The sequence below is a fragment of the Lysinibacillus contaminans genome, assembly GCF_001278945.1.
Classification (GTDB): Bacteria; Bacillota; Bacilli; order Bacillales_A; family Planococcaceae; genus Lysinibacillus; species Lysinibacillus contaminans.
Genome location: NZ_LGRV01000003.1, coordinates 2547708 through 2572463, shown reverse-complemented (window position 1 = coordinate 2572463; position 24756 = coordinate 2547708). Strand labels below are relative to the sequence as shown.

General features: G+C 37.0%; 19 protein-coding genes. 12 read left to right on the top strand and 7 right to left on the bottom strand.

The annotated features are described in order from the left end of the window. The first annotated feature begins 104 nt into the window (after positions 1 to 104). The 3 genes from AEA09_RS14590 to AEA09_RS14580 all read left to right on the top strand — a co-directional run bounded on the left by AEA09_RS14590 (position 105) and on the right by AEA09_RS14580 (position 4399). The gene (locus tag AEA09_RS14590) at positions 105 to 1301 is read left to right on the top strand and encodes a polysaccharide deacetylase family protein (protein WP_053584558.1); all 1197 of its coding nucleotides are present in this window, start codon (positions 105 to 107) and stop codon (positions 1299 to 1301) included. A 213-nt stretch (positions 1302 to 1514) separates the two neighbouring features. Beyond that, positions 1515 to 2852, top strand: a complete 1338-nt coding sequence (gene lpdA, locus AEA09_RS14585; protein WP_053584726.1) for a dihydrolipoyl dehydrogenase — start codon at positions 1515 to 1517, stop codon at positions 2850 to 2852. A gap of 167 nt (positions 2853 to 3019) precedes the next feature. Beyond that, positions 3020 to 4399 (top strand): right-handed parallel beta-helix repeat-containing protein, encoded by a 1380-nt coding sequence (locus AEA09_RS14580; RefSeq protein ID WP_053584557.1) that lies wholly within the window; start codon positions 3020 to 3022, stop codon positions 4397 to 4399. Positions 4400 to 4445: 46 nt separating this feature from the next. On the opposite strand, the gene AEA09_RS20110 is transcribed toward AEA09_RS14580, so the two are convergent. Further along, positions 4446 to 4607, bottom strand: a complete 162-nt coding sequence (locus AEA09_RS20110) for a hypothetical protein (RefSeq protein WP_169778072.1) — start codon at positions 4605 to 4607, stop codon at positions 4446 to 4448. Positions 4608 to 4828: 221 nt separating this feature from the next. Here AEA09_RS20110 and AEA09_RS14575 point away from each other — a divergent pair, with 221 nt between their 5' ends. Then, a complete protein-coding gene (locus tag AEA09_RS14575; protein WP_053584556.1) occupies positions 4829 to 6217 on the top strand; it encodes an aldehyde dehydrogenase in 1389 nt (462 codons plus the stop codon). Positions 6218 to 6260: 43 nt separating this feature from the next. On the opposite strand, the gene AEA09_RS14570 is transcribed toward AEA09_RS14575, so the two are convergent. Then, complete coding sequence (locus tag AEA09_RS14570) at positions 6261 to 7841, bottom strand: two-component system sensor histidine kinase NtrB (RefSeq protein ID WP_053584555.1); 1581 nt, start codon at positions 7839 to 7841, stop codon at positions 6261 to 6263. Between the two features lie 461 nt (positions 7842 to 8302). Here AEA09_RS14570 and AEA09_RS14565 point away from each other — a divergent pair, with 461 nt between their 5' ends. The 6 genes from AEA09_RS14565 (at position 8303) to AEA09_RS14540 (ending at position 18426) form a co-directional block, all read left to right on the top strand. Next, positions 8303 to 9769: a UDP-N-acetylmuramoyl-L-alanyl-D-glutamate--2,6-diaminopimelate ligase gene (locus AEA09_RS14565; RefSeq protein WP_053584554.1), complete on the top strand. Its 1467-nt coding sequence runs from the start codon at positions 8303 to 8305 to the stop codon at positions 9767 to 9769. A 179-nt stretch (positions 9770 to 9948) separates the two neighbouring features. Next, positions 9949 to 11526 carry a peptide chain release factor 3 gene (locus AEA09_RS14560; protein ID WP_053584553.1) on the top strand — a complete coding sequence of 526 codons (1578 nt, stop codon included), beginning with the start codon at positions 9949 to 9951 and terminating at the stop codon, positions 11524 to 11526. Positions 11527 to 11682: 156 nt separating this feature from the next. Continuing rightward, entirely contained in the window at positions 11683 to 14736 is a 3054-nt protein-coding gene (locus AEA09_RS14555; protein WP_053584552.1) for an efflux RND transporter permease subunit, read from the top strand. A 23-nt stretch (positions 14737 to 14759) separates the two neighbouring features. Next, a complete protein-coding gene (locus tag AEA09_RS14550; protein ID WP_053584551.1) occupies positions 14760 to 15845 on the top strand; it encodes an SDR family oxidoreductase in 1086 nt (361 codons plus the stop codon). 357 nt (positions 15846 to 16202) lie between these two features. Further along, complete coding sequence (locus AEA09_RS14545; RefSeq protein WP_053584550.1) at positions 16203 to 16961, top strand: TerC family protein; 759 nt, start codon at positions 16203 to 16205, stop codon at positions 16959 to 16961. Positions 16962 to 17070: 109 nt separating this feature from the next. Continuing rightward, on the top strand, positions 17071 to 18426 hold the full coding sequence (locus AEA09_RS14540) for a TrkH family potassium uptake protein (protein ID WP_053584549.1): 1356 nt from the start codon (positions 17071 to 17073) through the stop codon (positions 18424 to 18426). 281 nt (positions 18427 to 18707) lie between these two features. Here AEA09_RS14540 and AEA09_RS14535 read toward each other — a convergent pair whose 3' ends face one another. After that, on the bottom strand, positions 18708 to 20447 hold the full coding sequence (locus AEA09_RS14535) for a B12-binding domain-containing radical SAM protein (protein WP_053584548.1): 1740 nt from the start codon (positions 20445 to 20447) through the stop codon (positions 18708 to 18710). 208 nt (positions 20448 to 20655) lie between these two features. On the opposite strand from AEA09_RS14535, the gene AEA09_RS14530 reads away from it, so the two are divergent. Together AEA09_RS14530 and AEA09_RS14525 are read left to right on the top strand one after the other, a co-directional pair. Further along, positions 20656 to 22128: a PAS domain-containing sensor histidine kinase gene (locus tag AEA09_RS14530; protein ID WP_245622850.1), complete on the top strand. Its 1473-nt coding sequence runs from the start codon at positions 20656 to 20658 to the stop codon at positions 22126 to 22128. Positions 22129 to 22251: 123 nt separating this feature from the next. Then, on the top strand, positions 22252 to 22698 hold the full coding sequence (locus AEA09_RS14525) for a MarR family winged helix-turn-helix transcriptional regulator (RefSeq protein WP_053584546.1): 447 nt from the start codon (positions 22252 to 22254) through the stop codon (positions 22696 to 22698). Positions 22699 to 22801: 103 nt separating this feature from the next. Here the strand turns inward: AEA09_RS14525 and AEA09_RS14520 are convergent, their stop codons facing one another. The 4 genes from AEA09_RS14520 to AEA09_RS14510 all read right to left on the bottom strand — a co-directional run bounded on the left by AEA09_RS14520 (position 22802) and on the right by AEA09_RS14510 (position 24733). Beyond that, positions 22802 to 23479, bottom strand: coding sequence for a hypothetical protein (locus AEA09_RS14520; RefSeq protein ID WP_053584545.1), 678 nt, complete (start codon positions 23477 to 23479; stop codon positions 22802 to 22804). Positions 23480 to 23534: 55 nt separating this feature from the next. Further along, positions 23535 to 23657: a hypothetical protein gene (locus AEA09_RS20515; protein ID WP_281176736.1), complete on the bottom strand. Its 123-nt coding sequence runs from the start codon at positions 23655 to 23657 to the stop codon at positions 23535 to 23537. Between the two features lie 192 nt (positions 23658 to 23849). Further along, the gene (locus AEA09_RS14515; RefSeq protein WP_053584544.1) at positions 23850 to 24464 is read right to left on the bottom strand and encodes a CPBP family intramembrane glutamic endopeptidase; all 615 of its coding nucleotides are present in this window, start codon (positions 24462 to 24464) and stop codon (positions 23850 to 23852) included. Positions 24465 to 24544: 80 nt separating this feature from the next. Next, positions 24545 to 24733 (bottom strand): YkvS family protein, encoded by a 189-nt coding sequence (locus AEA09_RS14510; protein WP_053584543.1) that lies wholly within the window; start codon positions 24731 to 24733, stop codon positions 24545 to 24547. Positions 24734 to 24756 lie beyond the last annotated feature (23 nt).

The window sequence follows — 24756 nt, the reverse complement described above, 5'->3', positions numbered from 1 at the left end:
TGTGAGAATGTGTAAAAAGATGACTTTTGCCAATTGGTTCTATGAGTTACTATTACTTTCGTATATAATTAAAGGTAAATATTCCTTGGAAAGGAAAAATAATAATGTGTTTTAGTAAAAAAATTTTTATCTTTGTTTTTCTTCTAAGTTTAATTGTAGTTGTTACTGATGATGCACTAGCTACACAGCCGACGAAATTTTACGAATCTAGTAATGCAAAAGGAATCACGGTCATTAACTACCATTCATTTGGTGACTATCAGGAAATTGCCAATATTAATATCTCTCAGAAACTGTTTCGGGAGCAGTTAATGATGCTAAAAGAAAATGGCTATACGGTGATTTCAGAGCTGCAATTAATTGCTTATTTACAGGGACATGGTCGTATCCCAGAAAAATCAGTGTTTTTGACAATAGATGATGGATACGAGAGTGTATATACCATTGCGTATCCCATTTTAAAAGAAATGGGGATGCAGGCGACATTGTTTGTTATTGTGAAAGATATGGAAACGGGTTCGAGAAAAGGTGTGCCTATGTTGAACTGGCCGCAGCTAAAAGAAATGGCTGATTCAAATGTGATTCACCTAGGAAGTCATACATATGATTTACATTGGAGAGGCAACAATGATTCTCCGAAATATGAAGCGATGATTCTCAATCAAACAAAAGATGGACAACCTTTGACGAATGAACTTCGTCAACAAATGATAGTAGAGGATATCACAAAAGCTCGTATGTTAATTGAACAATATACAGGTAAGAAAACGTCTTCCTTTGCGTATCCATATGGGGCATATGATACGTTTGCTGAGCGAGCAATTAAACAAGCAGGATACTTAATCGATTACTCTACTGAGGAAGGTTATAATACGTTTGGAAGTGGCACGGTTCATATTAAACGTATCGATTCGAGCAATCGTGTAAGTGCCGAGACATTGAAAAAAATATTGGAAAAACAGCAAATATTAGCGGAGCAACAATATAAGAATAGAGATATTCAGGTGGAGGCACATGTTTCACCGACAAATGTTGCAATCAAGGCATGGCTTAAAAGTGATATGAATACTAAAGTGCTACAAGCGAAAGAAGCCCGTTTTGAATTATACAAAACGGTAAAAGGTGAACGCCAACTACAACGGAATTTTGGGCGTTATTGTGTGTTATCTAGCGAGAGTTTACGCGTGATGACGACAGAGGAAAACATAGAAGCTTACGAGGCAGGTAGCTACTCGATCAAAACTATTATCGTAAAGAAAGATGGGAGTAAAGAGGTATATTGGGTTAATTTTAAACGTTAAGGAAACGGGGCACGTCCATGGCGTGTTCCTTTCTTCATAGATATAAGCCGGAAGTCGATAAATTGAGAATGAGTGATGATAAATGCTGAAATGTTTCCGGCAAACGGCAATTGATGGACGATAATGCTTAGAGAATTACTGTTATATATGAAAATATTCCTACCATTGCATTCAAATTTTGTAAATGATAAGGTGGTAGATGAGGTGAATTTTTTGGAAAACTTTGATTTAGCAGTTATTGGCGCTGGTCCGGGAGGATATGTAGCAGCCATACATGCGGCAAAAAATGGTATGAAAGTAGCATTAGTAGAGCGAGGGAAAGTTGGAGGCGCTTGCTATAATGTAGGCTGTATACCTTCGAAAATACTATTAGAGCATAGTAAGCTTGTGCAGGAAATCGAACGCGGCAAAAGTTGGGGTATTGAAACATCTACAGTGAATATTAATTTCCCGCGTCTGATGCAGCGAAAAGATGCTGTGATTGCCGAGTTACTAGCAAATATTGAAGGATTTATTGCCAACAATCAAATCACATTTTATCGTGGGGAAGCATCAATGACACAGGATTTAACAGTTACTGTCGGAACAGCAACATTTACAGCAAAAGATATCATTTTAGCAACAGGCAGTAAGCCATTTGTGCCACCATTTAAAGGTTTAGAAACGGCAACATATTATACAACTGATACGTTTTTTGACATGAAGGAGTTACCAAAGCAGTTAACGATTATTGGTGGCGGCGTAATCGCGGTAGAAATGGCATTTAGCTTAGCTCCACTTGGCACAAAGGTAACGATGCTTAATCATAGCCTAGATGTTTTACAAACAGAAGAGCCAGACGCGCGTCCTATTATTCGTGAAAGAATGACAAAACTAGGGATTGAGCTTGTTACGGACTTCCAGTTTGATTTTTTCAATGGTAGTGAAATTCATACGTCTAAAGGTGTTTATACATACGAAAATTTATTATTTGCGACGGGTCGCCGTCCAAATACCGAAATTGCAGAAAAACTTGGATTAGATTTTGATGGACGTTTAATTGCTGTTAACGAGCATCTTGAAACGAGCCAACCGCATATTTATGCGATTGGAGATTTGGTAGGAGGATATCAACTGGCGCATGCGGCAAGTGCAGAAGGTTTGCATGTTGTTGAACATATTTTAGGTCAGGAGCCGACAACTATTGATCAAACTTTGATTCCTCGATGTGTGTACACACATCCTGAAATAGCAACATTTGGCTTACAGGAAGACCAAATCGATGAAGCTTATATGATGATGAAAATCCCAATTCGTACGAATCCTAAAGCATTAATGGAAGGTAACGTGAACGGCTTTGTGAAGTTGTTAGCTACTAAAGGTGAGGGATGTATTTTAGGTGCTTGCGTTGTAGGAGATGGCGCAACAGAAATACTAAATACCATACTAGCAACGAAAAACGCAGGCGGTACAGCAGCTACATTGGCTCAAATGATTTTCCCACATCCGACTATATCAGAGCATATCGGCGATGTAACAAAAGCGGTATTTGGAAAGGCAATCCATATGTAAGTAAACGAAATCACAGTTCGATATAAAGAACTGTGATTTGTATTTTCTATCATTGCTTTAGTTACTCAATGATAGTGAAATGAATACAGGTTTTAGATACATACTCTAGAATTTTCTGAAAATAAGCCGATATTAATGGTGATACGAGACCATTCGGAGGGAATATTATGTCCATTTTAGATAGTTTAAAGCGCGTGAAAAAAGAGTTATTGGACCAAAAGCATCCATTTGCACTGGAGGATGTTCAATTTCGTCAAACCTATGCAATTGGTTATGCCCTACTGTTATGTGTAAAAGGCTACCCTAGCGAGATGGTAAAGGATGATTTGAAAAAGCTGGTGGCATTATTAGATTTACCTATGGAATTTAAAAAGCAGGCAATTCAAGTTGCACTTCAAGCAGAAGATGAAACTGTACATAAAGTATTGCAGGTTTTAAGTAAACCAATTTATAAATATTTCTTCATGCTAGATCTATATAGTCAAGCACAAAAAGATCATAAAATTACAGAAAAAGAACAAGAAATACTTGTGCTTTTTGAAGAGCTTTTGCAACTAAACTATGCAGAAATCCATTTTATTCGTGGCTTCCGTTTAGCGATGCTGCGTAATGATGTGGAGGTTGGCTTAAAGGTTGTACAAGCTGCATTAGAACAAAATGTGGTTGTACCTATTACATCACTTAGCTACTTCCTACCAAATTTTGTTTACCAAGATCGTATGGCACAAATGACTTTATTAACGGGTCAAAAACGAAAACTTAGTTATGCCACAGTCCTTACTGGCGACGTCATTGTTAGCAAGGGCGCTGAGCTTGATTTAAATGGTATGGAGGTAACTTTCGCAAATAATGCTTCGATTATCGTAGATGGAGGTACATTAAAAGCGGATGGTGCACGCTTTATGGCGTCAATGGACGCAAATAAAACAATGCTATCATTACGAAATATTCCTCAATTGAAAATAGAGAATGCTCAATTCTTCGGTGGCAATATTGTAAGAGCGATGGAAATGAACAATGCACATGTAGAATTGGACAGTTGTTTATTTGAGAAATGCTTCGATGAGGAGCGTGGTGGTGCTGTGTATTTTACAAATAGTGAAAGTTTTATTTTACGTAATTGTGTATTTGCATATAACTCATCACTTGGTAAAGGTGGCAGTATGTATATTGCAGGAACAGAAGCTGCACATATGAAATCACGTAATTTCTTTGGTTTTATTTCAGGTGGTAAAGTGAAAAAAGTAAAACTTATAATGGAAGGCTGTAGTTTTAAAGAGAGTCGCTCGCAAATGAGTGGTGCGTTACATATGTACGATGCTGAAATCATCTTAAAAAATACGGATTTCGAAGTATGTACATCTCAGTCAGGTGGTGCGGCCGTCGATACGCTAAACTGTAAATTTGAAGGTAGTGGCAATACATTTACAAAATGTAAAGCGGCTATCAATGAAGCAGTTGTCGTTTTAGGTAGTGCTAAGCTCGAAAATGAAACAGGCTTTGGAAAATTTGAAACATGTGAGCCCAAAAATATTTTGTATAAATAAATGCTGAAAGCGCATCTTAGGAGTCAATCCCTACGATGCGCTATTTTTAATTTAAATTAAGCGGTTCAACCTTTTTTTGCTCTTCTAGATCTGCTACCGAAAGATATAAAAAAGCCTCGTCCTGCAATAGATGTACTTTTTCTTCATTAATCCCATGAGCAAGTGCACCTGAAAAAATGGATTCCCACCAAGTTTCTGTCATCATCATAAATAATTCCCCCATTCGATTGTATTTATGTAATAGCACATTTCCCTTGAAGTAAATCGTCTAAACATGTTGAATAAAAAGACCTATAATTTTTTTTGTTTTCACCGAACCTTTCCAAAAAGAGGATTTTTAGCAACTAATGTTGTATCGTATAGACAAAGATAGTTTGTTTCGAATGCTAAGATTTATGTATGATATTTTTAAAAAAGGGGTGTTTATTTATGAATTTTACTGAACAAGATGTAGAAAACATGATTGCACAGCAACGTCAATTTTATTTTTCGCGTGCAACAAAAGATGTTAATTTCCGTAAAGAGCAATTAATTAAGTTGAAAGCGACCATTGTAAAATATGAGAAAGAGGTCTTAGATGCATTGTATTTAGATTTACGAAAAAGTGAATTTGAAGCATATGCGACAGAACTAGGTATTGTGCTCGACAGCATTTCGTATATGGTGAAGCATGTAGATGAGTGGATGAAGCCGGAAGTGGTAAAAACACCTATCCATTTACAATTAGGTAAAAGCTCTATTGTGCGTGAACCATATGGTGTAACACTAATAATCGGTCCGTTTAATTATCCATTCCAACTTGTAATGGAGCCACTTATCGGTGCAATTGTTGGTGGCAATACCGCCATTGTAAAGCCGTCGGAAACATCTGTTCATACAGCTGCGATTGTGAAAAAAATTATTGAAGAAACATTTGATGCCTCTTACGTGCGTGTTGTGGAGGGCGAAAAAGATGAAGTCACAGCGCTTATTCATGCGTCGTTTGATTATATTTTCTTTACGGGTAGTGTCGCTGTAGGAAAAGTGGTTGCACGTGCTGCTGCAGAGCGTTTAACTCCGATTGCACTTGAACTTGGTGGGAAAAGCCCAGCAATCGTTGACCAAACAGCCAACTTAGAAGTAGCGGCTAAGCGATTGGCATGGGGTAAATTCACAAATACAGGGCAAACATGTGTTGCACCTGATTATGTACTTGTACATAAAGATGTGTATGAGTCATTTACGAAGATATTAAAGAATACGATTCGATCGTTTTATGGAAGAAATGCGCTGAAGAGTCCTGATTACGGTCGTATAGTAAATGTGAGACAATTTGATCGACTACAGCAAATCTTAGTTGAAGAGCGTGACTCGATTACGTATGGTGGTCGTACTGATCGAGATGATTTGTATATCGAGCCAACCGTTATTGAGCATGCCAATTGGACAAGTCCATCTATGCAGGACGAATTGTTTGGTCCAATTTTACCGATTATGATGTATGACGATTTACGAATCGCTATTCATCAAATCCGCCAATTACCGAAGCCATTAGCAGCGTACTTCTTCTCAGAACACGAAAAGGCAATTAATTACTTTTTAGAAGAATTGCCATTTGGTGGAGGTTGTATTAATGATACAATTACACATGTTGGGAATATGCACTTGCCGTTTGGCGGTGTAGGGCCTTCAGGCGTAAAAGCTTATCATGGTAAGGCAAGCTTTGAAAATTTCACACATGCGAAATCTATTTTGAAGAAATCATCGAAGTTAGAAACTAATGTATTATTTCCACCATATAAACAAAAAGTAAAATTAGTACGTACCATTATGAAATAAGGAAAAAAGCTATCTCCACCGTAACTGGTTGGAGATAGCTTTTTTAAATGGAGGGCAATTGGATTTTGATGGTTGTACCATGTTTTTCTTTGCTATCGATTTCAATCATTCCACCATAATCTCGGATGATTTTATTGGTAATAAGCATACCAAGTCCTGTGCCTGTCGCTTTTGTGGTATAAAAAGGATCGAAAATACGTTCCAAAAGATCTTCTGACATACCAATACCATTATCAGAAATAGCAATATGAATGATATTATGTGTTGCTCGATTAATAGAAAAGTCGATTTTCCCCTCAACATTGTGCATATCAATTGCTTCCATAGCATTTTTTATAATATTAATAAATACTTGCTTTAGTTGATTTTCATTGGCGAGGACCAAATTCTGCACGCTGTTCAGGTTCAATGAGAACGTAATGCCTCGATTTAAAAATTCTAATTGAAAGAAATCACTGATGTTTTTTATCGTTTCATCGATCGAAACATTTTTTAACTGCTTTGCTTGTGGCTTTGATAGTACTAAAAATTCACCGATGATTAAATTAATGCGCTCAATTTCCGATTGAATAGTTTCAGTATAGGAATGATAAGGGGAATCATTATCGCTATTCATCATTTGGACAAAGCCAGAAATAACGGTAAGCGGATTACGAATTTCATGCGCTACGCCTGCAGCGATTTCCCCTGCTAATTTAAGTTTTTCAGATTGAAGTATAAGTTTTTCATTTTCCTTCTCATGTGTAATGTCACGAGAAATAACAGATGTCGCAACCATCTTTCCATCCAAATCATATATAGGTGACAACGAAATTGCGACATCAAAGACAGTGCCATCTTTCCGCATATCTTTTGTTTCTAGCAACTTAATGCTCTTACCTTCTAATAAATTTAGACAACGGTTTTCTGCATCGATCCTATTTTCCGGTGGAACAAAAAGGTTTATTTTGCCGACACATTCAGCGCGCTTCCAACCGTATACTTCTTCAAAAGCAGGATTGACATCAATAATACGGTTATCCAAGTCGAATACAGCTATGCAGTCATTTGCATGCTCAAAAAACAAATGCATATACGCTTTTTGTGAAAATTGTTCCTGCTCTTTTTGTAAATTCATTTGTTCGCGTTTTTGCCAACTAGGCTTTATATATTGCGTTTGAATCCACCAAATTATCGTTAGTAGTAGGATGACAAAAATAAAGGTATTTAAATACTGTGTGTTAATAATTGTTTCTTTAGAAATTTGATGTTGAAAAGAAAGGAAAATAATTTCAATTAAAGTGAAGATACTAATGATAATATTAACTTTTAGAGATTGATAAATAGAAATTAGTATTAGATAGAAAATGAAACCCATGAAATTAATCAAAGAAATATAGTGAATGTTCATATAGAGAATGGTTATATTTCCGCAAGTAATAATAATCCATTGCATGATGACGGGATTAACTTTCAGCATCATCCCAATAGTAGGTGGAATGAAAAATATGAGTAGTGCCAATAGTAGAACATAAAAACTTCCGTTTAAACTGAGCATGGCAAAAATACAATGTGTAAATATGGCTGCCATTAAAGAGAGAAAAACAATTTCATTGCGCATTCGTAACAATACAATCTGTTGCAATCGTAACACCTCAAATTACCAAAGTTACATTAATAATACAACAATAATGAGTGTCGATAAATGACGTATTTTGTTATGATAAGAAAAATATAATACTTTTCAAAAATGGTAGCGTTTACATTGAAAAATCATGTGTTGAGGCATTTCATTTATGAGTCGATAAGTAGTAAAATAAGTTCAATAGATAGTGGGGGTATTCATTATGTCAAATATTGTCGAAAAATCATTAATTAACTTTATTCAGTAAAAGGCTCCTATTTTTATAAATGGTGAGGAGAATACTGGTTTTGACTTTTATGCAGTGGACGTTCAAACGCCGACTGAATAAAGTTAAAGCCTCCGGCAGATGTCACAGATTTTGTACCGAAAGCGTAGCGGCAAGTACAAATACGCCGAGGCGTAATGGATTAAACAACAAAATTTGATAAAGTGAATGTAGAGATTGATTGGAGGACTATGAAATGTATGCAGAGGAATTGTTGAGTGCATTACCTTTGAAAAAAATTATTGGTGAATTACCAGATCAAGTGAGCGATATTGTGGTGGATTCACGTGGCGTACAGCCAAATAGCATGTTTGTTTGTATAAAGGGCTATACGGTAGATGGTCATGAGTATGCGGAGAAGGCAGTAGAGGGTGGCGCAACCATCGTTGTCACAGAGCGCAAACTACCTTTGGCTGATTCTGTTGCACAAGTTATTGTAAAAGATACAGATCGTGCAGTTGGTTTACTCGCTGCGAAGTTTTTTGATTATCCATCAAAGGATATTACGATGATTGGTGTAACAGGTACAAATGGTAAAACATCAGTTACAGGTATTATTCAAAACATCATGCAAGGCATGGGCGAAAAATCTGCGCTGACAGGCACAATTGGCTTTAATTTAAATGGTATTTTATATGAATCTTCGAATACCACAAGTGATGCACTTTCAACGCAACAAATGATATTCCGTGCAAAAATGGAAGGTTGTCGTTTAATGACAATGGAAGTTTCTTCACATGGTTTAGCATTAGGTCGATTAGCTGGTGTCGACTATGATGTAGCAATTTTTACGAATCTCTCACATGACCACCTTGATTTCCACGGTACGATGGAGGAATATGGACACGCAAAAGGTCTTTTGTTTTCTCAACTTGGACAGGATTTAGAAAAAAATAAATTTGTCGTATTAAACGCAGACGATCCTTGGTCAGAGCGGTATGCAGCGATGACACCATTCCCTGTGTGGACTTATGGTTTACAAAGCGAAACAGCTGATTTCCGTGCTGTGAATTGCCAGTATCATGACTATATGACATATTTTGATGTTGAGACAGCAGAAGGAACATACCCAGTGAAAATGCACTTACTTGGTGAGTTTAATGTATACAATGTACTAGCGGCGATGGTGTCATTTTATGGACGTGGTTACTCAATGGAAGCAATCATTGAGCAGGTTGAGCAATTACCACCAGTAAAAGGTCGAATGGAAAAAGTGCCAACTGACTTACCAGTGAAAATTTTTGTCGATTATGCCCATACACCAGATGCTATTGAGAAAGCAATTGCTGCTGCTGAACCGTATAAAAAAGGAAAGCTGATCTTTTTAGTCGGGACGGGTGGAAATCGAGATAAATCGAAACGACCAGCAATGGCGGAAAAAGCGTCTGCTGCAGATTATGTGATTTTAACGACAGATGATCCTCGCTATGAGTCGTATGACAGTATTACGAGTGATCTTGCGAAAGGCATGCTACATGAAAATTACGCTTGTATCGGGGATCGTGCGGAAGCGGTGCGTCATGCCATTTCAATAGCGGAACCAGACGATATGATTATTTTTGCAGGTAAAGGTCATGAAGATTATCAAATTATCGAGAATACAAAATATCCACATAGCGATGCAGAAATTGCTGTGGAGGCAGGTCGTTTGAAATTTGTTTAAATTTAAGTAGTGAAAGTGAATAAAATGGTACAAACTAACAAAAATGGTCTTTGTGAAGTGTTGAAAACCTTTTAGTATATGGCTAAAAGGTTTTCTTTTTGAATTATTAAGTAAAAAGGTTGTGCAGAGGGTAAGCCTTCTTTTATTATTAGTAGGTATGAAAAAAGGAGAATGTGAAAATGACTTCAAATTTAGAACAAGATATATTATCACGTCGTACGTTCGCCATCATCAGTCACCCGGATGCTGGTAAAACGACGATTACAGAAAAACTTTTGCTATTCGGTGGTGCGATTCGTGACGCTGGTACCGTAAAAGGGAAAAAATCAGGCAAATTTGCGACGTCTGACTGGATGGAGATTGAAAAACAACGTGGGATTTCAGTAACATCTTCTGTTATGCAATTTGACTACAATGGCGCTCGTGTGAATATTTTAGATACACCTGGGCACCAAGATTTCTCAGAAGATACGTATCGTACACTAATGGCGGTGGATAGTGCGGTAATGATTATCGATGCAGCGAAAGGGATTGAAGCACAAACGTTAAAGTTATTTAAAGTTTGTAAGATGCGCGGTATTCCAATCTTCACATTCATCAATAAATTAGACCGTCAAGGGAAAGAGCCACTTGAGCTAATTGAAGAATTAGAAGAAGTACTTGGCATTAACGCTTATCCAATGAACTGGCCAATCGGTATGGGGAAAGAATTCCTGGGCATTTACGACCGTTACAATAAACGTATTGAACAATTCCGTACAGATGAAGGCGAACGTTTCTTACCAATTGATGAAAATGGCGAGCTAGCAGTTGATCATCCGATGAAAGTAACTTCTTACTACACGCAAGCGATGGATGATATCATGCTACTGAACGAAGCTGGTAATGATTACTCGGAAGAAAAAATTCGTCGTGGTGAATTAACACCAGTCTTCTTCGGTTCAGCTTTAACAAACTTTGGGGTACAAACATTCCTTGAAACATATTTGAAGTTTGCACCAACACCACAGCCTCGTATTACTGAAGATGAGCAATACATTGATCCCGTGGAGTATGGTGAATTTTCTGGTTTCATTTTCAAAATTCAAGCGAATATGAACCCTGCGCATCGTGACCGTATCGCCTTTGTACGTATTGTATCAGGTAAATTTGAACGTGGTATGAACATTACATTATCTCGTACTGGAAAGTCATTCAAAGTAACGCAATCTACACAATTCCTTGCAGATGATCGTGAAACTGTTGACGAAGCAGTTGCTGGAGATATTATCGGTTTATATGATACTGGGACATATCAAATAGGAGATACAGTCGTCGGTGGTAAGAAAACCTTCCTTTTTGAAAAATTACCACAGTTTACACCGGAGCTATTCGTCCGTGTTACAGCGAAAAATGTTATGAAATCGAAGCAATTCCATAAAGGGATTTTACAATTAGTGCAAGAGGGTGCAATACAATACTATAAAACCCTGCACACTGAAGAAGTTATTCTTGGGGCAGTAGGACAATTACAATTCGAGGTATTCGAGCACCGCATGAAAAACGAATACAATGTTGACGTAAAGATGGAGCCAATCGGTTCTAAAATTGCACGTTGGATTGAAAACGAAGACGATGTCAAAGAGTCGATGTCTTCTAGCCGTTCAATGCTCGTAAAAGACCGCTTTGACAATTATGTATTCTTATTTGAAAACGAATTTGCTATGCGCTGGTTTGCTGACAAAAACGAAAACATCAAATTATATAGCCTTCTATAAAAATGAAACACGAATCGACATTTACGCGATTCGTGTTTTTTTACAAGGAAAAAGGGATAAGAATGTTGAATATATACAGTATCAGGAAATTATCTGTAGAAAATCCTCCTTTTCGGCAATGATGAAAAGAAGTGAAGAAAAAGGAGTTAAATAAATATGCGTATAAGTAATTTTTCCATCAAGAGACCTGTATTTACAATTGTGACAATGTTGCTTGTCATTATATTGGGCGGCGTTTCGCTATTGAAAATACCTGTCACACTCATTCCGGAATTAAATCCCCCGATTGGTGTTGTTGTGACGAGCTATCCTGGTGCGAGTCCGACAGAAGTCAATGAGAAGGTGACAAAGCCTTTAGAGGCAACTCTCGCTACATTGCCAGGCATAAAAAAGGTGCAATCGACGTCGCAAGAAGGTGCAAATTTAATTGTCCTTGAGTTTAATTGGTCGACTAATATTGAGGATGTACAACTTGATATTTTGCAGCGATTAGATATGACACCATTACCAAGTGATGCAGAAAACCCTAGTTTTTTGAAATTTGACCCAGCTCAATTCCCGATAATTCAGCTTTCATTACGTGCGGAAAATAATGATGTCGATGTGCGTGTTTTAGCAGAAGCTCTAGAGAAAGAGCTTCGACGTATAGAGGGCGTAGCGAGTGTAAACGTATCTGGTAAGCTTGTTGAAGAGGTACAAGTGACGCTTGATGAAGCAAAGCTTGTCGATAAGGGCTTAACACAGGCAGACGTCGTGCAAATTATTCAAACGAATAATGTTTCACTGCCAGGTGATCCAGTATCTACTGATGAAGGAAAAATGTTAACAACGCGTATTTTAAGTACATTAACGTCACCAGAGGATATCGCAGATTTAATTGTATCGGTGAATCCTTTAGACGGTAAGACGTTAACTGTTGGTGATGTTGCGATGGTAGAGCGCACAGAACAAGCATCTACCACTGAGACGCGTGCTAACGAGCATCCAGCTGTATTAATGTCAGTACTTCAAGAGTCAGGTACGAATACGGCGGAAGTGTCAGAGGCTTTCCAAAAGGCATTAGACGAGCTATTGAAAAAGGAGCAATTTAGTGGTATTGCGGCTGACATTTTAGTAGATCAAGGCGATTACGTAAATTTAGCGATAAATAATATCGGTACGTCTCTGCTGCTCGGTGGTCTATTTGCTATGATTATCTTATTTGTCTTTTTACGAGGAGTGAAAAGCCCACTTATCATTGGCATCGCGATTCCGTACTCGGTTATTGTGACATTTGTTTTAATGTTTTTTGCAGATTTCACACTCAATATTATGACTCTCGGTGCATTAGCGCTTGGTATTGGGATGCTCGTCGATAATGCAATTGTTGTTATTGAAAATATTGAACGGCAATTAGGGCTTGGCAAGGACCCAATTGAGGCTGCAAAGCTGGGAACAAAGGAAGTGGCGATGGCAATTACTGCGTCAACTATGACGACGATTGCTGTCTTTATTCCAGTCATGTTCATTGAAGGATTGATTGGACAAATATTTACTGAGTTTGCACTAACAATTTCTTTTAGTTTACTTGCTTCTTTATCGGTCGCATTAACTGTTGTGCCTATGATGGCAAGTCGATTGCTCAAAACAAAGTCTGAAAATATTAATGAAATTCGTAGAGAATCGAGGTTCTACAAGGGCTACCAGTCGTCGATTGTTTGGGTATTACACCATCGCTTCCTTGTACTGGCAACGGCTGTTGTACTCTTTGCGGTATCTCTATTTGGTTTACTGAAAATCGGAACAGAATTTTTGCCTGCAACAGATGAAGGATTTGTATCCGTAAGTGTTAATCTTGAAAATGGGGCTGCGGTGACTGAGACAGAAAAAATAGTTGCAACAATCGAAGATAGACTGAAAAAAGAGGCAGAGGTTGATGTCTATGTTAGTTTAATCGGTGGTACGCAACAGTCACAATCACGTGGACAAACAAGTGCAAACCAGGCGGAAATGTATGTGAAATTAGTACCGTTAGAGGAACGGGAACGTTCAATTTTTGAATTTGTAGAAGAGGTTGAACAGGATTTACAATCAGAGATTGGAGAAAAAGCGGAAATTGCATTCAATGTAGCGACGTCTTCAGGTTCTGCTCCGAATACACTAACGTTCCGTTTAACTGATTCGAACGAACAACGTTTACATGAATCGGTTGAAAATGTACAACAGGAGTTACTAAAAATCGACCGGGTAACAGATGTTTCAAATGATTTGGAAAATACGTTGCAGGAAATTCAAATTGAAGTCGATCGTGAAAAAGCCAAGGATTACGGTTTTGTGCCGGCGCAAATTGCTCAAACAGTCAATCAAATGACCAGAGGCCAGTTGACGACACAAATGATTGTTGAGGATGGTACTGTATTATCGGTGTACACGAGCTTCGGACAGTCGTTTAATGAAAGCATCGAGGCACTAAAAGCTATGCAGTTACGCTCGCCAGCAGGTTTATTTGTAAAGTTAAATGACATTGCAGATGTATCTGTACAAGAAGGTCCAGTATCAATAAGACGATCAGATCAAGCGGCCGCGGTTGCATTTTTCGTCGATTATGAAACGAAGGAATCGCTAGGTGGTATTTCAGATTTAGTGGATAAGGCACTTGAGAAAGCGGAACTACCACCAGAAACGCAAGTAGTTTTCAGCGGTGATCGAGAGCTTTATGATAGCGCAATAGATGATATGTTACTTGCTGTGGCACTTGCAATTGTGCTCGTTTATATCGTTATGGCTGCCCAATTTGAGTCCTTTAAATATCCGTTTGTTATTATGTTCACAGTTCCTCTAATGATTATCGGAGTAGCTATCGCACTGTTTGTGACGAATACGCTGTTAGGTGTGACATCCGTTATTGGCATATTAGTGCTCGTCGGTATTGTTGTTAATAATGGTATAGTGCTTGTTGATTATATTAATCAGCAAAAGGTGGAGGGCATATCGACATATGAGGCGATTTTACTTGCCACACAAGATCGATTACGACCAATTTTAATGACAGCATTAACAACGATTTTGGGCTTACTTCCGCTTGCATTGGGGATTGGTGAGGGGACAGAAATGAACCAACCAATGGGGATTGCAGTGATAGGAGGACTTGTCGTATCAACATTGTTGACCTTATATATTGTGCCAATTGTATATAGTTTGATCGATAAAGAAACGAGAAAATTATCGTAATTTGATGTAAGGGGGAATTGGGGATGGGTGTTCATTTTTTTACTGGTTTTCCGGGGTTTATTACGAGCCAAATCATTCGAGAGTTATTTCGGAAAAATAAAACGCAAGAAGTTATTGTGGTTGTTTTACCGGGTGAAATGCTTAAAGCAGATGCTGAAAAGAAGAGAATTTTAGGGGAGTTTCCTGCAGGTGTGATTCGCATTGTAGAAGGGGATATTACACTACCTAATATTGGTTTTGGTAATCAAATTTCACAAGAAATTATACCTCAGATAGAGGTATTATGGCATTTAGCTGCGATTTATGATTTAGCTGTACCACGAGATCTAGCATGGAAAGTTAATGTACACGGAACGGCAATGGTAAATGATTTTGTACGCTCGTTACCCAATTTGAAGCGTTATATGTATTTTAGTACTGCTTATGTAGCAGGGACACGTGAAGGCGTGTTATGTGAAGATGAACTCATTCGTCCTCATGCATTTAAAAACTACTACGAGGAAACGAAGTACGAGGCAGAGCATCGTGTAGAGGATTTAAAAGCTGAAGTGCCCTTGACAATTATTCGACCAGGCATCGTGCGTGGCCATTCTGAAACAGGTGAAACGATTAAATTTGATGGACCCTATTTCTTTTTAAATATGGTGGATCGATTAAAGTGTTTACCATTCATTCCGTATGTAGGACAGTCGAATTCTACCATTAATGTTGTGCCGGTCGATTATATTATAAATGCTGTGACGTTTTTAGCCGATGAACCGAGTGCAGAAGGAAAGACATTGCATTTAACTGATCCGAATCCACATCCCATGCAGGAGGTGTACCGGATGATGGTAAAGTTTTTAACAAATCATTATCCGAAGGGACGATTCCCATTAACACTTGCAAGAAAATCACTACAAGTACCATTTGTGCGAAAAAAATTAGGTGTAGAGCAGGAAACACTAGATTATTTAACGTGGAATGCAGAGTTTGATGCGACAGAAGCAGTGGCCATTTTGCAAAAGGGCGGTATTACTTGTCCAGACTTTTTGCAGACGATGCCAATGATGATTGAGTTTTATCTAGCACATAAAGAAGATGAAAGCTTTCAAATTCAGATTAAATAGTGAGAAGAAATTTTTGTCAATAAATAATGATAGTGATATAATAATGTTGCAAAAGAGATAGATTCCAATGGCGATTTGTCAAAGGAAAGTAATTATCAGATGAGAGCATTGCATCTGGTTTTACATATGCTATTGAGATGTAACATCAACATATTTCATGTACCAAGTGTAAAGTGACAGGTACAGAATACTTTTTGTGCTAGATGCGAAGCCGATAGCCATAATACTTTTATCAAGACTTTTGCCATTTCATAGGCTGAAGTCTTTTTTTTGTTCATTACTATGAAATAAGGTTTAGCAATGAATAAGTAAGAAGCTTCTATTTGGGGTATACAGAGTTTGAAGGAGGGAAATAATATGGAAACAATCTTATTGCAATATGGTTGGGTACTTATTGTACTTATCGTATTAGAAGGTTTACTAGCAGCTGATAATGCAGTCGTTATGGCTGTTATGGTCAAACATTTACCGATGGACCAACAGAAAAAAGCATTATTTTACGGACTTTTTGGGGCGTTAATATTCCGCTTTTCAGCCCTTTTTATCATTACGATTTTAGTGAACTATTGGCAGATTCAAGCGATTGGGGCCGCGTATTTATTGTTCATGTCCGCGAAAAATATTTATGATTTAAAGAAACATAAAAATGAACAAGAGGATGAACTTGTGCAAAAGCCAGTGAAAAAAGGTTCAGGCTTTTGGATGACGGTTATCAAAGTAGAGCTAGCAGATATTGCATTTGCCATTGACTCTATGCTTGCTGCAGTTGCGATCGCCGTCACTTTACCGCATTTAGGAAACTTTGATATTGGTGGTATTAACGGTGGGCAATTCGTTGTTATGTTAATTGGTGGCTTCATAGGAGTTATTATGATGCGTTTTGCGGCACAATGGTTTGTCAAAGTATTAAATGACTATCCTTCTCTTGAAACTGCTGCATTTTTAATTGTTGGATGGGTAGGTGTTAAATTAGTTGTATTAACACTAGCACATGAAAAAGTAGGTATTTTACCAGCAGAATTCCCCCATTCAACTGCCTGGGAATTAACCTTCTGGTGTGTACTTCTAGCCATTGCACTTGGCGGTTATCTAGTAGGTGTTCGCAAAAAAAAATAACCAAATTAGTAATTTGAGGGGCAGTTTATACTGTTCCTCTTTCTTTTTTGAAGCTTTTTTTCTATACTGATATCAAGTCTGACAACTTAAGAAGGAAGGGGATGATGAGGTGCCATGGAAAAAATCAACAAGTAGAATAGCGACACCGTTTCAATTACTCGTCTCCTATTATTTTATAGCAATTGCAATTTCATTCTTACTATTACGTATTCCAGGTGTACATAAGCCTGGAGTAGATGTATCTCTATTAGATAGTTTATTTACGGCGGTGAGTGCCGTCAGTGTAACTGGGTTAACAACGATTACTATTTCGGAAACCTACTCTACATTTGGGCTTGTCATGTTACTTTTGATTTTACAACTTGGGGCAATTGGTATTATGTCACTTGGTACATTTGTTTGGCTACTTGTCGGAAAAAAAATCGGTATGCGTGAACGCCAACTAATTATGATTGATCACAATCAATACAATTTATCCGGTGTCGTTCAACTTATTCGAGAAATCGTGAAAATATTGCTCGTTATTGAATTAGCGGGTGCATTTATTCTTACTATACATTTTATGAACTACTTCGATACATTTGATAAGGCGCTTCTTCATGGTGTGTTTGCAGCGATTTCAGCTACGACAAATGGTGGATTCGATATTACTGGTATGAGCTTGTTACCGTTCCATAACGATTATTTTGTCCAGTTTATTACGATGATATTAATTGTGCTCGGTGCAATTGGATTCCCAGTATTAATCGAAGTGAAAGCATTCTTACGCAACCGGCATGCTAATTTCCGCTTTAGCTTATTTACGAAAATCACAACGTCTACGTATGCCATTTTATTTGTCGTCGGTGCACTTGTTATATTACTGCTCGAATCATTTCAATCATTTAAGTATATGCCGTGGCATGAAGCACTTTTCTCTGCAATGTTTCAATCTGTCTCTACAAGGTCAGGTGGATTAACAACATATGATGTGACGACATTTAGTGAAGCAACTAGTATTTTTATGAGCTTTTTAATGTTCATTGGCTCTTCACCTAGTTCAGTAGGTGGGGGAATACGAACGACTACTTTTGCCATCGCAATTTTGTTCTTAATTACATTCGCACGCGGGAAAGAGCATATTCAAATATTTGGGCGTGAAATTCATTTAATTGATGTATATCGATCGTTTGTCGTAATTTTAGTAGCATGCTTTATGGTATTAATTGCTACAATGATTTTGCTTATCACAGAACCAAATGCAACGCTTACGCAAATTATTTTTGAGATTACCTCGGCGTTCGGAACCTGTGGAATGTCATTAGGGATCACTTCAGATTTATCTGTTGCGGGTAAAGTAATTATCATGATATTAATGTTCATTGGACGTGTTGGTTTAATTTCCTTCCTATATACACTCGGTGGTGGTGGGAGAGGAAAGAAAACAAATTTCCACTATCCTAAGGAACGTGTCATTATCGGCTAAACAAAATGGGCTATCTCAAAGAATTTGGGATAGTTCTTTTTTATGAAAAACATGATGAAAAGTAAAGTGATTTTTCAGGTGTGTTGATTAGAGAAATATTAGGTTGTTATTCAGCTGTAAATTGGTTATCCAACACACCTGGTGGTTTTTAATGTATTAATTAAAGATATACCGATGTATGCATAGTATAGAAAGAAAAGATTGTTGAGGATTTAAAATATTGCGAAATAAACAAAAGAAAACGCTATTCCTCCGTAACAAGAGAGATTAGCGTTTTTTACTTAAATAGAATTAAATGTTGCAAAATATGGAGACTGACCATGACGGAAATAAGTTAATAGATATCCGCTTTTTGGTGTGATTTTTCCTTTTGTGAAATCTTGATAATCCACATTATGAGGAATAACGAGCGTATGTTTGAACAATTCTTTTTCAGAAAGATTGAAGTTGGCAAATTCTTCACCAGCAATTGCAGGATTTTCTCGTAGGGCTGCGTAAATGGCCTTTTGTTGTTCTTCTGATGGTCTTTCTGTCCACCATAGCTTGCGTGGTTGGAATTGCTGAACCATTAAAAAATCAAGCTGCATTAGGCTCTGTACGACTTGTACATCGACGCCTTCGATAGTCGCTAAAAATTCAAGTAAACGTCTGAATAAATCTTCAAGTTGATGGCCAATACGTGACCACCCCTTCGTTTCCCAATACGTACCGAAGTTTTGGAAGAAATCAAAAGGTGATTCAAATACTTCTGTTACCAAGTATTCAATTGTATTGTCCATGCGGTGATCATTCCAATATTTTTCTAATACATCTTCTGCGTGTTTAATGCGTACAATATCATCGAATGTCAGTACATTATTTGAGAAAATTTCATATGGTGATACGTCAACGTACGTATAACCAAATTTCTCTGCCTCTAGACGTAGGCCTGTCCCGCGAAGCAACTTTAAGAAACCAAGTTGTAATTCTTCAGGACGCATGGCAAACACATCATTAAATGTTTGGCGGAAGCTTGCGTAATCTTCTTCGGGTAAGCCAGCGATTAAATCTAAATGCTGGTCTATCTTACCACCCTCTTTGACCATTGTTACTGTGCGTGTTAGTTTTTCAAAGTTTTGTCGACGTTGTACGAGTGTATTTGTTAAATCATTTGTTGATTGGACACCTATTTCAAAACGGAATAAACCTTTTGGTGCATTGTCATTTAAAAATTGAATAACCTCTGGACGCATGATATCTGCTGTAATCTCAAATTGGAATACAACGCCAGGCTTATGTTCATCAATTAGAAATTGGAACATTTCCATCGCATAGCTACGGCTAATATTGAATGTACGATCAACGAATTTAATCGTGCGAGCACCGTTATCCATTAAATAGCGAATGTCTTCTTTAATTTTTTCACGGTTAAAATAGCGAACGCCCACTTCAATAGAAGAAAGACAAAATTGGCAACTAAATGGGCAACCACGACTCGTTTCAATATATTGAATGCGTTTAGCTAAATGTGGTAAATCCTCTTCGTAACGGAATGGGCTAGGCAATTCACGTAAATCCACTTTTGGTGCTTGTGGATGAATTCGTATTTTGCCATCCTCTAAATAACAAATCCCAGGGACATCCTCAAGAGGGATTTCACGGTTGAAATAGCGCAGTATTTGTTTAAAGGAAACTTCACCTTCACCCATCATTAAATAGTCAATTTCGTCGATTCGACGCAGCCAATGATGAACATCATAAGAAACTTCTGGTCCACCTAATAAGATTTTGACATCAGGACAGACAATTTTTAACATTTTAATGACATTTATAGTCTCTTCTATGTTCCAAATGTAACAGCTGAATCCAACGACATCCGGTTTTTTTTGAAATAAATCTGAAACGATATTAAAAGCCGGGTCTTTAATTGTATATTCAGCGAGTGTCGGATTGAACTCGGGAAGAGCTGCCCCCTTTAGATACCGTAATGCTAAATTTGTGTGAATATATTTTGCGTTTAATGTAGCTAATATAATGTTCATGCAATAATCTCCTTTTCAACCTAATTGTATCAGTCAAATAGCTGATAAACAATATAATCCTTTTTACCTATTTTAATTATGAATGTTCTGTGAAATAATTAAAATTATTTAAATTTACAAAATTTTGTAATAAAAGATGCGCACTGTCATAAAGTAAAGTGAAGACTATAGTTAAATTTATAACTAAGTTACTCTCTTGAAAGGCTCGGTGAAAAATTTGGAACAGAATAATATAACTCAATGTTTTGATAACGTATTGAAGAACTCATTATCGCCAATATTTATTCTAAGTAGCTCAAGAAAAATTTTACAAGTAAATGACCTAGCAATTAAACAATTTAATATTAACCTAGCTTATAATGGATTTTTAGTAATGGACGAGCCATCGAATTTGAAGTGGCCACATTTCGTAAAACACTTAAAATATATAAAAGAAGCCGAAGAAACATTTTACATTCGAACGGCTACTAATGAATATAAGCTGGTGCAATTTAAATGCCACTACCATGTTAAAAATGAAGAAATCGTTGCTCATGCTACTATACTTAATCATAATGATGATAGTGCATATGATTTGTATTTTAAGCAAACGAACTATCGATTTACTTTATTTAGCGCCTACGATAAACTTCCTCACGGTATTATTTTAACCAATGCAAACGATACGATTTTTGATTTAAATAACTACGCGGAAATGTATTTGAAAAAAGAAAAAGCTCAGTTATTAGATAATGCCCATAAAAGCATTTTTGAATCATTTAGTTTGAAAAATAGTGATCTCTCTACCTATTTTAGTAATCTCACAGAAGAACAGTTTGCGACTATTCATGTAGTTGATAAATCGCAACCTAATAAGCCCTTGTATTATGAAATTTCTAGTGCTTACGATAATAAAAGAAATTTAATCGTTACAACTATACATGATGAAACGGAAAAAATAGAACTGCAACAAAAGGTAGAACATCAACAGTCCTTAAATGTTGTAGGCCAAATGGCGGCTAGTATTGCACATGAAATTCGTAATCCTTTAACATCATTAAAAGGCTTCACGGATTTATTAAAGGTAGATGCTACAGAGGAAGCGCAAATGTATTTATCGGTGATAGATAGTGAGCTTCAACGTATGGACCAAATATTATCAGAACTATTGATGCTGTCAAAACCCGCCAATAATCGTTTGGAATTATTGGAATTTGATAAGCTTGTACAGCATGTAATTGATTTTATGATGCCAGATGCACTTATGAAAAATGTGATGATACAGTTGGTTTCATCACCTATGAATGTGCTAATTGAAGGAAATGAAAATCGCCTAAAACAAGTAGTTATGAATTTAATAAAAAATGCAATTGAATCTATGTACAACGGTGGAACGGTTCTAGTAGAAATGCGTGTTAATAGTGGTTCACTTTTGGAATTATCTATTACGGATGAAGGTTCAGGGATGACTAGTGACACAATTGAAAATTTATTTCAGCCATTCTATACAACGAAGACAACTGGTACAGGATTGGGTCTACCTTTTGTGAAAAAAGTAATTGAGGAGCATGATGGTGAGATTGTAATAGAAAGTGAATTGAAAAAAGGCACTCGTTTTAGTCTGCATTTACCGATTCATACGTTTGATCCACTAGAGTCGTTGGATTCTAATATCAAGAATTCCAACTATTTAGTGACGTAATCTAATTAGTTTTAAACAGAGAGGGTCACTGGGAGATCAAATGGTTGAGTATGATGCTTTTGACAATTCTTTTCCGAAATCGCTATAATGGCAAGATAACGTAGGAATTGAAAGGACAAGGTCATGACTTCAGAGAATATTAAACAATCTTTAAAATTATATATTGTACTATCCCGTGCACATAAAGCCATTAATGAAACGACTAATCAATTTTTTCAGGAAAATGGATTAAATCCAACAGAATTTGCTGTCTTGGAGTTACTTTATCATAAGGGGCGTCAACCTTTGCAGCAGATAGGTAATAAAATCTTGCTTGCAAGTGGGTCCATTACGTATGTAGTTGATAAGTTAGAAAAAAGAGGATATTTACTTCGCGTTTCCTGCCCGGCTGATCGTCGTGTAACATATGCTGAGATTACAAAAGAGGGAGAGGCATTTATGGCAGAGGTGTTTCCAAACCACGAACAGCATCTTCATGAATTATTAAGTGTTTTAACAAGCGAAGAAAAAGATGAAGCGATTAAGCTACTAAAAAAATTAGGATTGTCCATTAAAGATTTGTCCTATTAAAAAAACCTTACGATGCGTATCGTAAGGTTTTTAATGATGTATTTGTAAGGACCTTCTCGAACTGCCTATCTGGCGTTCAGAGGAGGTTTAACGCTGTTTTTAATTATTTTTGTGTAATTGTTGCTGCCATTGCAAGCATAGCTGCTGTTAAATCTTGTGTATTGTTATCATGAATCGTTAGTTTTACTATTAATCCATCTTTTTCAATAACAACCCCAACTACTTTTTCGGTATCAAAATCAACTACATAGCCTTCAACTTTTTTCGCATCTTTGAAGACGCCTAATTCGTCCGGAGATAATGGAGTTGTATCACCCACAGCGTTCATATAATCTACTAAAGATGACTTCACATTGTCAAAACTAGTGTCAGTAGTAGATACGGATTCGATACGCATAAATACTTCGTCATCTTCATTTGAGACGATTATATCTTTACCAGGTTCTTCTTGTGAAAGTGTAAATCCTGGTAATTGGTGTAATTTATAGCCCTGATCAACACTTTGAGATTCTGTAGCTGTTGCTTTTTTATCAGCACCCTTTTGCACATAAGTTATTTCTTGTTCTTGTGTAGAAGGTGTGTTAGTAGCTGAGCCTGTTTGTTCAGGCGTTTCTTGCGTTTCGTCTACAGATTCACTGTCTGAAGGTGTTTGTTGTGACGCCGAATTTGATGGGTCATTTTGTGAAATGTCAGAATCCTCTGTCTTATCACTTGTGTTACAACCTACAACTAAAATGGCTGTAAGTAATAATGCAAGCATAGACAATAATTTTTTTTGCATGAAAAGCCCTCCCTTTCTTATAGAACGATGTAAGGTGATAAAATGTTTCCAGATTTTAACCTAACTCAGCAAATGTTTTATGTGGCGAAAGTGCAACGTCAGCCACAAATGTTTTATGTAGCGAAAGCGCAGCGTCAGCTACAAATTTTTCATGTGGCGAAAGTTTTGCGCCAGCCACAAAATTTCTCATTTACATAAGTAATAGGCTGAAGACCGTTTTCATACTTAATTTAAAGGGTGCTGAATCAGGTTAAAACATCCGTCGAATGCCACAAAGTATTAGAGGCATTAGTGGAGCAAGCTAGATTAAAATTTGGGCGTAATGTTTTCTGCGACAGACGTAATTACACCTAGCCGTAATTGAATGTTATTATGTTAATGGTAATACTAAAAATAATAATAGTACAAATACGACATGGGCTACAATAATAAGTGGCATACTTTTACGCCATTCATACAAGAAGCCCCATATGATGCTCGTCACGAATGCTGCAATCATACCAAGTATAAAGCCACTTAAAGCAATTGAAAGGGCACATAAGACGGCTGTTACAAGGACGGCAAATACCGGACGCATAAAACGCTTAAGTTGCTGTTGAACGTATCCACGCCAGAATAGTTCTTCACCAATTGCTACGATAAAAATAAGAAACACATAATGCCAAATATTTTGCGGGCCGTAATCTGATAAAAATTTCTGTACAGAGCGCACTAAGCTATCATTAATTAATGGAGCAAGCCAATAGCCAAAACGAATAAAACCATAAGTAATGGTACCGTAGCCTATACCAAAAAGTAAAAATTTCCATGTAGGTAACTGATCTTCGATTGTACCTGCAAGGATTGCGATAGCGATGCATACCAGAAGTGTAAAGGTATATAAATACCAGAATACAGCTTGATTAGCAAAAGTAAATGCGAGCATGCCATAAGTGAATAATAAAGAAAGAAGAAGTAGACTTTTTTGTTTTGAATTTAGTATCATTCATACAACCTCCAATTTCTATATTATCAAAAAAAAAGTCCCTTATCATCAATAAAGACAAATAGGGACTATTCAGACTATTAAGCTTCACTATTATTTAAAATTTTGTATCGCTTATGATTGACAACCGTTTTTTCTTCAATTTCTAGGGAATCGAAGTTTTCCATATATGTTAGATCAACGATTACCGAATTTTCATTTACTTTTTCTACAATACCTTGTAAACCATCTTTAAACTCGATAATATTTCCAACTTCAGCTATTTTCACAGACAGTCAGCTCCTTCATCGAC

Excerpts from the sequence above, each read along its gene's own strand:
- AEA09_RS14565 (WP_053584554.1), top strand. The coding sequence starts at position 8,303 with ATGTATGCAGAGGAATTGTTGAGTGCATTACCTTTGAAAAAAATTATT.
- AEA09_RS14520 (WP_053584545.1), bottom strand. The coding sequence starts at position 23,479 with ATGCAAAAAAAATTATTGTCTATGCTTGCATTATTACTTACAGCCATT.
- AEA09_RS14560 (WP_053584553.1), top strand. The coding sequence starts at position 9,949 with ATGACTTCAAATTTAGAACAAGATATATTATCACGTCGTACGTTCGCC.
- AEA09_RS20110 (WP_169778072.1), bottom strand. The coding sequence starts at position 4,607 with ATGATGATGACAGAAACTTGGTGGGAATCCATTTTTTCAGGTGCACTT.
- AEA09_RS14515 (WP_053584544.1), bottom strand. The coding sequence starts at position 24,464 with ATGATACTAAATTCAAAACAAAAAAGTCTACTTCTTCTTTCTTTATTA.
- AEA09_RS14555 (WP_053584552.1), top strand. The coding sequence starts at position 11,683 with ATGCGTATAAGTAATTTTTCCATCAAGAGACCTGTATTTACAATTGTG.
- AEA09_RS14545 (WP_053584550.1), top strand. The coding sequence starts at position 16,203 with ATGGAAACAATCTTATTGCAATATGGTTGGGTACTTATTGTACTTATC.
- AEA09_RS14575 (WP_053584556.1), top strand. The coding sequence starts at position 4,829 with ATGAATTTTACTGAACAAGATGTAGAAAACATGATTGCACAGCAACGT.
- AEA09_RS14580 (WP_053584557.1), top strand. The coding sequence starts at position 3,020 with ATGTCCATTTTAGATAGTTTAAAGCGCGTGAAAAAAGAGTTATTGGAC.
- AEA09_RS14590 (WP_053584558.1), top strand. The coding sequence starts at position 105 with ATGTGTTTTAGTAAAAAAATTTTTATCTTTGTTTTTCTTCTAAGTTTA.
- AEA09_RS14550 (WP_053584551.1), top strand. The coding sequence starts at position 14,760 with ATGGGTGTTCATTTTTTTACTGGTTTTCCGGGGTTTATTACGAGCCAA.
- AEA09_RS14535 (WP_053584548.1), bottom strand. The coding sequence starts at position 20,447 with ATGAACATTATATTAGCTACATTAAACGCAAAATATATTCACACAAAT.
- AEA09_RS14525 (WP_053584546.1), top strand. The coding sequence starts at position 22,252 with ATGACTTCAGAGAATATTAAACAATCTTTAAAATTATATATTGTACTA.